The sequence below is a fragment of the Sulfurovum sp. UBA12169 genome (assembly GCA_002742845.1).
Taxonomy (GTDB): Bacteria; Campylobacterota; Campylobacteria; order Campylobacterales; family Sulfurovaceae; genus Sulfurovum.
Window position 1 is genome coordinate 120,085 of sequence record DLUH01000005.1, and the last position, 12,370, is coordinate 132,454.

The 12,370-nt window shown below is 40.4% G+C and carries 9 protein-coding genes; 1 reads left to right on the forward strand and 8 read right to left on the reverse strand.

Translation table 11 applies throughout. From position 1 onward, the window contains the following. Nucleotides 1-2: 2 nt before the first annotated feature. From CFH81_05555 to CFH81_05585, 7 genes are all read right to left on the reverse strand, one after another. Nucleotides 3-2,123, reverse strand: coding sequence for a penicillin-binding protein (locus CFH81_05555; protein ID DAB39697.1), 2,121 nt, complete (start codon nucleotides 2,121-2,123; stop codon nucleotides 3-5). Nucleotides 2,124-2,146: 23 nt separating this feature from the next. Further along, nucleotides 2,147-3,238 carry an 8-amino-7-oxononanoate synthase gene (locus CFH81_05560; protein ID DAB39698.1) on the reverse strand — a complete coding sequence of 364 codons (1,092 nt, stop codon included), beginning with the start codon at nucleotides 3,236-3,238 and terminating at the stop codon, nucleotides 2,147-2,149. Further along, nucleotides 3,231-3,824 (reverse strand): septum formation inhibitor Maf, encoded by a 594-nt coding sequence (locus CFH81_05565; protein ID DAB39699.1) that lies wholly within the window; start codon nucleotides 3,822-3,824, stop codon nucleotides 3,231-3,233. Before CFH81_05565 ends, CFH81_05560 begins: the two co-directional genes overlap by 8 nt. 2 nt (nucleotides 3,825-3,826) lie before the next feature. Further along, the gene (locus CFH81_05570) at nucleotides 3,827-4,360 is read right to left on the reverse strand and encodes a hypothetical protein (GenBank protein ID DAB39700.1); all 534 of its coding nucleotides are present in this window, start codon (nucleotides 4,358-4,360) and stop codon (nucleotides 3,827-3,829) included. Between the two features lie 4 nt (nucleotides 4,361-4,364). Continuing rightward, a complete protein-coding gene (locus CFH81_05575; GenBank protein DAB39701.1) occupies nucleotides 4,365-6,923 on the reverse strand; it encodes an alanine--tRNA ligase in 2,559 nt (852 codons plus the stop codon). 159 nt (nucleotides 6,924-7,082) lie between these two features. Then, entirely contained in the window at nucleotides 7,083-8,090 is a 1,008-nt protein-coding gene (murG, locus tag CFH81_05580; protein DAB39702.1) for an undecaprenyldiphospho-muramoylpentapeptide beta-N-acetylglucosaminyltransferase, read from the reverse strand. A gap of 25 nt (nucleotides 8,091-8,115) precedes the next feature. Next, nucleotides 8,116-9,297: a cell division protein gene (locus tag CFH81_05585; protein DAB39703.1), complete on the reverse strand. Its 1,182-nt coding sequence runs from the start codon at nucleotides 9,295-9,297 to the stop codon at nucleotides 8,116-8,118. 87 nt (nucleotides 9,298-9,384) lie between these two features. On the opposite strand from CFH81_05585, the gene CFH81_05590 reads away from it, so the two are divergent. Continuing rightward, the gene (locus CFH81_05590) at nucleotides 9,385-11,451 is read left to right on the forward strand and encodes a cell division protein FtsI (protein DAB39704.1); all 2,067 of its coding nucleotides are present in this window, start codon (nucleotides 9,385-9,387) and stop codon (nucleotides 11,449-11,451) included. Here the strand turns inward: CFH81_05590 and CFH81_05595 are convergent. Next, nucleotides 11,448-12,272 carry a pantoate--beta-alanine ligase gene (locus tag CFH81_05595; protein ID DAB39705.1) on the reverse strand — a complete coding sequence of 275 codons (825 nt, stop codon included), beginning with the start codon at nucleotides 12,270-12,272 and terminating at the stop codon, nucleotides 11,448-11,450. The genes CFH81_05590 and CFH81_05595 overlap by 4 nt on opposite strands. Nucleotides 12,273-12,370 lie beyond the last annotated feature (98 nt).

Genomic DNA, 12,370 nt, shown 5'->3' on the forward strand with positions numbered 1-12,370 from the left:
AACTAAAAGAGCGTTCCGCTATCTTCTGATACCGGGGCAGTCGGTATCATTTTTTTAGGATGCAAGGCATCATCCTCTTCTTTTTCTCTTATAGGATCTTCATCAATACGAATAGTTTCAGCCAAGCCGGTATCCTCTTCAATATTCACAACTTGTGACATTTCATTCTCTTCATCTAGGATCTGCATATACTCGTTGATTGGTTCTTTTTTGGCTACAGGAAAAGGCGAATCTTTTGTATAGAGCTCCATCTTTCCGTTATACTCTCCTCTAAATACCCCCTGAGGTATATCAAATGTGCGTTTAGTATCAGGATAAAGTGTCAGTAATTTTTGATAATAATAAGCAAAAGCCGGTGCAGCGATAGCTCCTCCCGTTGCTTTTTTGCCTATGGGTTTATTGTTATCTCTGCCAAACCAGGAGATTGTCTCAATTGTAGGAGAATAACCGCAAAACCATGCATCAACACCTTCGTTGGTTGTACCGGTTTTGCCTGCGAGCTCTATACCTTGAACCGCTGCACTTTTTCCTGTTCCGCGCTTGATAACATCTTTAAGTATGTCTGTCATCAAATAAGCTTGTTCCGGTGTTGTGAAACCCTCAATTTCTTTAGGACGTGTTTCATAAATAACTGCCCCTTCAATCGAGATGATTTTACTTACGAGTCTTGGCTCTATCATGTGCCCCTTATTGGCAAACACCGAAAATATTTGTGCCATTTTCAGCGGGCTTAGCCCAAGATTTCCAAGGGCAATAGACATATCCCTGGGGATATGGGGCACATCAAGAAAAGCCAGTCTTTTTCGAATAGTATTGACGCCAATATCTGCCACAAGATTGATGGTTGCCAGATTTCTTGAATGCACCAATGCTTCTCGCAAAGGAATAAATCCCTTAAAATCTCTTTCATAGTTTTTAGGAGACCAGACCTTAGGTTTGCCATTATGATAGTATTGAAATGTTCTTGCAAGATCGGTTAAAGGCGTAGCAGGATTGTATCCCATATCCAATGCAGTCTGATATATAAATGGTTTAAAAGCTGAACCCGGTTGTCTTTTAGACTGAGTAATACGATTAAATGAAGATTTAGCATAGTCTACACCGCCGACCATCGCCAAAATATCCCCCGTGCTACTCTCAACAGCAACCAGTCCGCCATTTAACGTAGAGGTTTGGGGGCGTTCATTTAAAAGTTTTAATGCCTTTTGGTAAGCATGCGTGACGGCTTCCTGTGCGATCTGTTGCTGCTTCATGTCAATAGTCGTATAAATTTGATATCCGCCCGTTCGAATATCACCCAATTGCCCTTTAAAACGTCTTAAAACCTCATCTACAATATAGGGAGCAATATTTTGCGTTAAAGAGGTTTTATATATCTTGGGTGATTCTTTTACCGCCTTTAGATAATCGCTCTGCGTGATCCACCCTATGCTTTTCATACGGTAAAGCACATTGTTGGCACGATTGAGTGCCCGCTTATAATGCCTTAAAGGATTATAATAGCTTGGCGCATTGGGGATACCTATCAGCATGGCACATTCTTTAAGGGTAAGCTCTTGCAGCTCTTTATGAAAATATCCGCTTGCTGCCGTTTTTATTCCAAAATAATTATTGCCGTAAGATATTTCATTGAGATAGCGCTCAATAATTTCCTCTTTGCTAAGTTCATGTTCTATTTTTAAAGCTAAAATTGCTTCTCTAATTTTACGTGCAAGTTTTTTTTCATTGCTAAGAATTTTATTTTTAATCAGCTGCTGGGTAATGGTACTGCCGCCTTCAACGAATTTTCCTGCTTTGATATCTTTGATTATAGCTCTTAAAATAGCATCCGGGTTTACTCCGCTGTGCTCAAAAAATTGAGTATCCTCCATTGCCACAAGTCCCTCCACAAGCATTCCGGGAATCTCATCATAGCGGGCATAAAGACGATGCTGCTCCTTAAAAACATATGCCAACTTGTTGCCATGCCTATCCAGTACTACACTTGATGTTTCAGGCTTATAATTTATGAGTTTATCTGCATCTAGCGATATTTCTTCATACGCATAGATAAATGCTGCAATCAAGGCGACGCCAAATAGCATTGTCAGCACAATAGAACCTTTGACTAAACGACTAAACACCCTACCCCTTTATTTTGTTTTAATTATATCGTGTTCTTGTTGATGAGTTGCAGTACTTGTTTTAACTTTTTTTCAGATACACCTAAACGAGGAATTATCCTTAATATAGGGGTGTCCACTGTCGGTTGCCTTATTGCCCCCACAAGAAAACCTTTTTGTATCAACGCTTTTTGCATCTGCATTGCCTTTTGATTGCTTTGCATTTTAATTGGCAAAATCAAACTTTCGCTTTTGATGCCCAAAATCTCTTCAACAATTTTATATCGCTTATCTATTTTACTACGATATCGTTTTGCTTTTTTTTGAATAGCGTTTACATTTACAAGCGCTAACGCGGTATCGATAACCGATGGTGCTGTAGAGTATATAATAGGCTTAGCCCTATTTTCCAAAAAAGTGACAATCTCCCTGGAAGCCAAAATATAAGCGCCATAGCTTCCGTATGCTTTTCCCAAAGTGCCCATTTTGATATAGTTTGGCTTAATTTCTCTGCCATAGTGTTCAAATACACCCAAAAGCTTATTTCCCAGTACACCGGAACTATGCGCTTCATCTACTATCAATACGGCATCATTTTCATCTGCCGCATCAAATATCTCATGAGCACACAATGAGCCGCTCATCGAATAAATACCCTCTACGGCTATAATATTTCTTTTACCGCCATACTGTTGTAATTTATCGCGCAAATCCGATGCATCATTGTGTCTAAAAAAGATTACACGATCCCCCAAAAGCCGTGTGGCCATCATACCGCTTGCGTGGTACTCCTCGTCCATGAACAGTCTGTCATTTTTACGCACCAATGATTCCATTAATGACAGATTAGCCAAAAATCCGGATCCTACTGCAATGCCTGATTCAAACCCATTTAATACACAAAGTGTTTCTTCAAACTCTTTGTGTATCGCATGATAACCATTGACCAGCATACTTGCTTTGGGCGAAAAAGTATTGTACCGTTCAAGTAATCCAAAAGCCTTTTTAAGCTGCTTCTTTTTGCTAGACAATCCCAAATAATCATTGCTCGCCAAATCAATCAGATCTTCACCAAAAAGCGTGCGCTTCCTGAAACGATCTGCCTTTTGAAGTGCACGAAGTTCATTTTCATACATGATGTCTGCCTATCCACGGTAGCAATTTCTCGACTTGCAATCCCATCGCCGTACTCTCAAGTCCCTCTACGCTTTTAATATATTTTTTGCAAAAACCTTCCACCATGCATCCACCCGCCTTGCCCTGCCAAAGTCCGCTTTGGAGATATGCTTCCATGTCTATGCTGTCAAAAGAGGCAAAATGATACTGTGTTGCTGATGTATCCGAAAAAAGAAGTTTTTTGGATTGAAAATGAAGAGAAGAGATGATAAAGATCACTGAACCGCTTTGTATTTCAAGGATACGCCTGGCATCTTCAATGTTTCTGGGCTTTCTTAAAACAGTACCGTCACTTGCTGTAATCACTGTATCGGCACAAAGCAAAGGAATTTCCAATCCAAACTCTTTTATGGCTGCTTCCATTTTGCCTTTGCTTGCCGTATAGACAAAATCTTTAGCATTTGCGGCAACAATCTGCTCCTCATCATAAGAGGGTGTGTTTTGTATAAAATCGATTCCAAACTGCTCAAGCAGCAATGCCCTTGTCGGCGAAGAAGAACAAAGGCAAATTTTATTGCTGCTGCTTTCTGAGCGCTGACTGCTCATTGCTAGAATCCCCTAAGAGCAACACCAAGCCACAGCGCAACCACACCTAAAACAATGTTGATCGGCAAAAGAAATTTGGGTATCAATTCCAAATTTGTTTTGGCCTGGGAAAGATTATGTTCATTAAATAACTTTTGCGCTTTTCTTCGCTTAAGATACATCCATGTGAAGTTTATTGTCATAATAAACCAAATGATCTCTTTGGCATGAACCATATTATAAATATGCATTGCCGTCTCAGAAATCACCTGCCCATTCTGGTCGACGGCTGCATTTCTAAACCCTAAACCAACCGCCATCAAAACTGCAGTGACGAGCATCAGCCCAATAAAGGGTATTGCGATAGTAAAAAAATTGCCCGTAATTGCCAAGATGCGGCCCAATTTTACCTCGGGATCTTCTATTCGCTGCAAGTTCGGATGAACTGCCAAACGGATAGCTATCATGCCTCCTATCCAGACAATTGCAGAAAAAACATGTAAAAATACGATCTCATGGGCATAGATGCCAAAAAACTCCACCATTGCTGATTTCATTTTTTTAGTTCCCGCCTTCTAGTATTTGACTTAAATAGACTTTAGATTCTTCGATTGCCAGAGCGATCTTGCTTGGATCTTTTCCGCCTGCCTGAGCAAAATCAGGCCGGCCTCCGCCTCCGCCCCCTACAATAGGCGCGATCGTTTTGATCCAGTCTCCTGCTTTAATAGGTGCATTTTTCGATCCCGCAGCAAGCATCACTTTGTCTTCTTTTTTCATAAAAAGCATCACAGCAATATTTTCATATCTATTTTTAATTTCATCGATCATTGCTTTGATATCTCCGCTTTCAACCTCTTCTACTATGATATTAACCTCATTTATTTTAACAGCTTTAAGTTCTTTTTGGTTGCCGCTCGCCGCCGAGGCAAGTTCACTCTTGAGAGATTTGATTTGCTCTTTGAGTTTAGTGATACCCGCTATCGGATTTTGGTTTTTAACCTCTTCTTTGATTTGACCCAATTCGTTTCTAATCTCTCTTACTGACCTAATCGCTTCAGCCCCGCAAATAGCTTCTATACGACGTACTCCGGCGCTCACCCCGCTCTCTTTGGTAATCATAAAAAGTCCGATCTCAGAAGCGTGGTGCACATGGGTTCCACCGCAAAGTTCAACAGAAGCGCCGGCCATACTTACTACACGCACTTCATCGCCATACTTCTCACCAAAAAGCGCCATAGCTCCTGACTTTTTGGCTTCTTCAATTGGCATTACTTCCGTTTGGGTAGAAATGTTTCTGTCTATCTTATCGTTCACCCAAGTTTCAACCGTTCTGATCTCTTCGGTACTCATCGCTTTGGGATGAGAAAAGTCAAAACGAAGCCTGTTTGCTTCTACCAAAGAACCTGCCTGGGAAATATGATCCCCCAAAAGTTCACGCAAAGCAGCATGAAGCAAATGCGTAGCCGAATGATGTTTTGCTATCTGTGCACGAGTACTATCTACTGCCGCTTTTACTTCTTCGCCAACACTCAGCTTACCTTTAAATTCTGAAAGATTCATCTCTAAAAATTTTTTTGTATCAAGCACCTTGGCCTTACCGACTATCTCTCCAATATCTCCGGCCTGTCCGCCTGACTGGGCATAAAAAGGTGTTCTCTCAAGTAAAACCCAGCCTTTGCCTTCTACACTTTGTGTCTGATGAAAATTTTCATCCAAAAGAGCTAGCACCCTGGTATCTTCTTCGGTCTTTTCATATCCCACAAATTCATTCACTCCAAATTGTTCTTTGAGTGCTTTGAAATCTCCTGTGGCTACGGCATCTCCTGTTCCTTTCCAGGCTGCTTTGGATTGTGCTTTTTGTGCTTCCATCTTCGCATCAAACACATCTGTATCCAATCTAATACCTTTTTCGCGCAACATATCTTCTGTCAAATCAAGCGGAAAACCAAACGTATCATAAAGTCTGAATGCCACTTCGCCGTTAAACACATCGATGGTAGTTTCCAGCTCTTTGTTAAATAGTGCGATTCCCGCTTCAATCGTATCAAAAAAACGCTCTTCTTCAAGCCTCATAGAGGTTTTAATCGCTTCTGCTTTTGTTTTTAAATACGCGTAATGCCCACCCATCACCTCAACAAGCGCATCAACAAGTTCACACATAAAAGGTTCGCGCAGGCCAAGTAAATAGCCGTGACGAATCGCACGGCGCATAATGCGGCGCAGCACATATCCGCGTCCTTCTTTATCGAAATTAACTCCTTGTGCAAGCAAAAATGCCGTAGAACGCAAATGATCGGCAATAACTCGATAACTTGCAGAATTTGGCGCATCATAATCGTATGGCGTTCCTACACGTTTTTCTATCGCATCGAGCAAGGGCTTAAAGAGTGAAGAGTGATAATTGTTGCGTTTTCCTTCTTTGATGGCAACCACCCTTTCGAGTCCCATACCTGTATCGATACTTGGCTGTGGCAAAGGATGCAATATGCCATCTTCATCTCTTTCGTACTGCATAAAAACCAAGTTCCAAATCTCTAAAAATCTATCTCCGTCTCCGCCCATTACATCTTCATCAGAATGAAAATATTCTTCGCCTTGATCATAAAAAATCTCGCTGCACGGACCGCACGGACCTGTGTCTCCCATTTGCCAAAAGTTGTCCTTATCGCCAAAACGCATGATATGTTCCTCGCGGACATATTTTTTCCAGATCCCATACGCTTCATCATCATTCTCATGCACAGTCACCCAGATCTTTTCCACAGGAAGCGCCAAATACGCTTTGCTTGTTACAAACTCCCATGCATAGGCGATTGCTTCTTCTTTAAAATAGTCGCCAAAAGAAAAATTTCCCAGCATTTCAAAAAAAGTATGGTGTCTTGCCGTATACCCTACATTATCAAGATCGTTATGTTTTCCGCCCGCTCTGATACATGTCTGAGAAGAAGTGGCCCTCGGAATATTTGGGATAGGCGCATTCCCTGTAAAAATCTCCTTAAACTGTACCATTCCTGCATTGGTAAAAAGCAACGTCGCATCATCAGGCACCAGCGGAGAGCTTTCCACCAATTGATGATCTTTGCTTTGAAAAAAGTCCAAATATGCTTTTCTAATATCCATTGAAAACTATCCTCTTTTAAATTGAAGATATTTTATCGAAAATGTGGTTATTGGACGATAAAGAAAACTTTCAAATCGCTTTAGCTCGCAAAAGCAGGAGCATATCGGTCAAAAAAGAAGCAAAAATATAACAAATTCAAACCATTTGAAAAAAATAAATTAAAACTGCAAAAGAAGTTCTGCTATCTTTTTGCTGCCATCTTTTTGGATCATTTGCATCAAGCCTCTACTTTTCACTTCCATGTCTTCATCCAGCAATGTCAAGACTCTGATTACATCAATTTGATCTTCACGCATTACCCATGCCAACTCTTTTTCAACTAAAAATTGCGCATTGTAGTACTGATGATCGCTGGCGGCATACGGATAAGGGATAAAAAGCGCAGGCAATGCTGTAGCCGAAAGCTCCCATAACGTAGAAGCGCCTGCTCTTGCAATGGCCAAATCCGCCTCCTTCATGTACTCTGCCAGCCGTGTTGTAAATCCGAAGACTTCTGCTTCGATTCCCAATGCTTCATATGCCTCCTGAACATCCTTTACATGTTTTTCACCGGCTTGGTGAATGATTTTTATTCTTTTTTTGTGCAACTGAGGGGCTATTTGGAGCGCTAAAGTATTGATCGCTTTTGCACCTTGTGATCCCCCCAGAAAGATGATTGTTTTAACGTGTTTTCTTGTGCGTGCATTTTCAAAAAATATTTCTTTTACGGGATAGGCCTTAACAGGACTCTCTTGAAGATAAGAGGAGATAAACGAAGCAGCATAAGGCTTAAGCAACCTGTTTAGAGATCCCAGTGCTGCATTTTGTTCATGGATCACTAAAGGAATACGCAGAATCTTAGCTGCAAAAGCTGTTGGTGCAGACGAAAATCCTCCTACAGAAAAAACTACTCTTGCATTATGTTTTTTCAATAAACCTACTGCCATTTTGGTTGCCTTAAGCATCATCCAAAGCGATTTTGCTTTGCCCAATATGCCCTGATTGACCACCCCCTGGGTAGATAAAAAATATTTTGCTCCAAATGCCTCGTCTGCTTCAAACCACTGCTTATCCTGCCCTCTGGTTGAACCGATGTAAATAAGTTCTTCCTTTTTTAGCTGTTCTTTGACTGCCCTGACAATAGCAAGATGTCCGCCTGTTCCGCCCCCCGTCATCGCTATACTCATTAACACTCCTCTTTATAGCGACACGCTATAGCATGTCGCCATTTTCTTTCCTGGATACTTTTTTGGAAATCATTAAAATCATTCCTATAGCAATACAAGAAGCCAATATATGAGAGCCCCCGTAGCTTAAAAAAGGTACAGCTATCCCTTTGATGGGCGTAATTCCGGAAATACCATAACTGTTCAATATAAAAGCAAACGCCATAAGCAATCCTACCCCTATAGAAAAAAGATAATAGACGGGGTTTTGCACCTTTGAAGCAATCTTAAAGATACGGTAGACAATAAACAATAATGTCAATGCCACCAAGGAAACGCCAAAAAAACCAAACTCTTCCGTAATGCCCGCCAAAATAAAGTCTGTATGCACCTCACTGAGATACCCCAGTTTAAATTGTCCATTTCCAAGCCCCTGCCCCCAAAAACCGCCATTATGTATGGCGTTGAGCGAATTGGAAATCTGATAGGGCTCTTTGCCTACTTCAACACGAAGATTTTGCATCGATTCAAAAGGAAAAATCGAAAGCACACTGTCCTGCACCGTTCCCCACCAGCTCTTAATCCTCTCCATACGGTGGGGTGCAATAAAAATCAAGGCCACAAGAGCCGCAAATGAGCCTCCCACCAAAGTAAAAAAGAATTTCAAACTACTCCCCGCAAACAAAAAAAGTACCAAAAGCGTTGCTCCCAGCACGACAACCTGACCCAAATCTTTTTGCAAAATAGCAATCAGCAGTACAGCGACCAAAAATACACCCAAATAGGGCGAAAAGGTTTTAATTTCCTCTAAAAAATTCATCTCATTTTTATCCAATAATTTTCGAGAAAAACTCCATGCTAAAAAAAAGACAAACCCTACTTTAAAAAACTCAACAGGCGCGATAGACATAGGCCCTATATGTATCCATCGTTTAGCTCCCCCTACAGCATTCACCAATGAGTGCGGCAAAAACTGCATGACAATCATCAAAAGAAAGAAAGAAACAAAAATAAACAATCCTGTAGGAACAAACCACTTATCCGGATCCAGCTTGCTTAAAATCACCATAAGAATAAATCCTAAAAAAACTGCGATACCTTGTCGTATAAAAAAATGAAAATCACTATAATCAAAATAAAGCACCGTATATACGGAAAGAGAATAGCTCGCAACCAAAGAAAAGGTCAACAGCGCCATTACCGCAGCCAAAAGAGGTTTATCTATCATATAAAATCACTTTGTTTCAAGATTAAAAGCTATTTTATCCAATTTATAGATAGATTTTAATAAAATTACACATCAAGTGGAGCATAGATGTATAAAGAAATTAATAACAAAGCGATCAAACAAAGAAGTTTAAAGATCTTGCTTCTCTTTTTATTGTTGGCAATCGCTATCATTGTTTTTTTATTTTCCATTCTTACAACCATTACTGCCCAAAGACGCATTCCCAGTCACGATACCGTTCTTCATGACAGGTCATTACGCGGAGCTATCATCTCTGCTGACGGCTTTACGCTCGGCCGTTCCCAAAAAATCTATCAAGCTGTCATTCGCGGCGCAAGCATTAACCCTCACAAAAAAGCTCTTTTTATTAAGCTTTTCAGCATCTATAGCGGCATCCCGGAAAAAGAGATAGAAGATAAATTCAAAGACAGTAAAGGCAACGAGAAAAAAGGAAACATAGTTATCTCTAAAACTATCAATGCCAAATCCGCAATGCAGCTTAAATCTCTCGCTTATAAACTTCGGCAAATGGGTGTCTTTCGTTCAATCAAAAATGCAAATGGAATTCAAGTTCTTTATGGACTTGATATTATTGAAATTGGCGAGCAAAGATATTTTCCTCTGGGAGAGATCCTAAGTCCTATTCTTGGCTATGTAGGCGAAAAAAATGAAAACAGGTATGTCAGACCTGAGGGGAAAAAAGGGCTTGAAAGACAATACGAAAAACATATTACCTCTAAAAAAAATGGATACTTTAAAGGCAAAAGAGATGTGTTGAGTGCCGTCATACATGACAAAAATAGTATGAAAATACACCGTGTTGACGGCTTGGATCTGCATCTGAATATTCCTTTGGCTCTGCAAAGAAGAGTCGAACTTATGCTTGATCAAATGAAAGAAGAAATTGATGCGGATGAAATTATTGTAGCCGCAATGGAAAGCAAAACAGGCAAAGTAGTCAGTCTGGCCAGCACAGAACGTTTCAATCCTTCATGTATTACACAAAAAGATATCCCTGCGCTCAATCCAAAATTCAGCGAATATCCTTATGAAGCCGGCTCTGTCCTAAAACCCATTTCTTTGGCCATTGCTCTCAATCATAATCTTGTTACACCCGATACCGTATTCAATACTTACAACGGAAAGTTTCAAATCGGAAAAAGACGCTGGATCACCGATGATGAAAAATTTGACTCACTTACCGTTAGGGATATTATTGTTCATTCATCCAATATAGGTATCTCGCAAATTAGCTGGAAACTTACCGGTAAAGAGTTTAGAGACGGCTTGCTTGGTTTTGGTCTAGCCAGACCCTCGGGCATCGATCTTTCTCGTGACTTGCCAGGGCAAATAAAACCTCTGTCTTTACTGGATCATCCTATGCATAGAGCAAACAGTTCTTATGGGTACGGGATGATGGTTACATTTATGCAACTTTTCAAAGCATACAGCGCATTTAACAATGACGGTATTGCTGTTACCCCTCGTATTGTTAATTACCTTGAGGACGCCAAAGGCAACCACTACAACCCTCCAAAGCCTAGAGTGGAAAATCTGCAAGCCATCACTCCTAAAACAGCCGAGCAGATCCATGATATTTTGGTTGAAGTAGTCAACAGAGGAACCGGCGTCAAAGCGCAATATCCCGGATTAGAGATCGGAGGGAAAACCGGAACAGCGCATATTGCCAAAAACGGGCGATATGTACGGGAATACCACAGCAGTTTTTACGGGTTCGCCAATGATGCAAGGGGGAATAAATACACCATCGGCGTTTTAGTAATACGTGCCAAAAAATATCTTAAATATTTTGCTTCTCTCTCCGCAGTTCCTACCTTTAAAAATATGGTGGGCATTTTGGTAGATCAAGAATATCTTAAACCCGAAATACAAGAAGTAATTGACAAAGAAGGTTTACCTTCTGGCACAAAACCAACACCTCCTTTGGCAAAAACCAAACAAAAAGTGCCTCCGGCACAAAAAACAACTATCAAGGCCGGTTCGCCCGCTTCTCAGAAAAAAACAGTAAAAGAGCTTTTCGATATCGAAAAAAAACCTAAACCTATCAAGCAGCCCGAACCCATCAAAACAAATACACAACCCAAACCGGCCAAAAACAAATCAACCCATGAGCTTTTTCATGATCTATTTTAAATCCAAATATTATCAATCAGTCTCGGTTTTCCAATGCGTGCAGCCACCAAAATAATAGTATTGCCTATTTCTATTTTTTTTAAGCCATTAAACTTTCTGTCAACAATGGCAATATATTCAACCGTATCTGTCTCTCTTAAAACTTCCAGCATCTTACTTTTTACTGTTTCCGCATCTAACTCGCCGGACATAATGCATTTTGTAGCACGCTTTAAAGATTTAGAGAGCGATAATGCTCTGCATTTTTCCTCTTCGTTCAGATAAATATTTCGGCTGCTAAGAGCCAAACCGTTTTCATCACGAACAATATCGCATGGAACTATCCGCACATCCATAAAATAATTTTTGACCATCTGCATAATCAGCACCAGCTGCTGTGCATCTTTTTTTCCAAAATAGGCTTTTTGGGCTCCGGAGAGATTAAGCAGCTTCATTACTACTTGCAGCATACCGTCAAAATGCCCGGGACGCTTTTCCCCCTCCAGTATATATCCTCGCACTGCGGGTGCACCTATGGCAAGCTCATCTTTTTCATACATTTGATCAGCGCTTGGCATAAAGAGTATATCTACCCCGGCAAGTTCACAAATTTTTCTGTCTGCCTCTTCTTTGCGCGGATAGCTTTCCAGGTCCTCCCCTTCTAAAAACTGGGTAGGATTAACAAAAACGGAAACAATAACATGTTTATTTTCTTTTTTTGCCTGCTGTATCAAGGAAAGATGTCCTTTGTGTAATGCTCCCATGGTGGGCACAAAACCTATGCTTCCAAATAAATTTTTTTTTGCTTCTTGTAAAGCATCTATTGTTCGCACAACTCTCATCTCTAACCTCGAATTTCACAATATTTTGATAAAATCTTACCAGAATAATTAACAATTAAAAAGTATAAACCAAAAAGGTATTTTAAATTAAATATCTA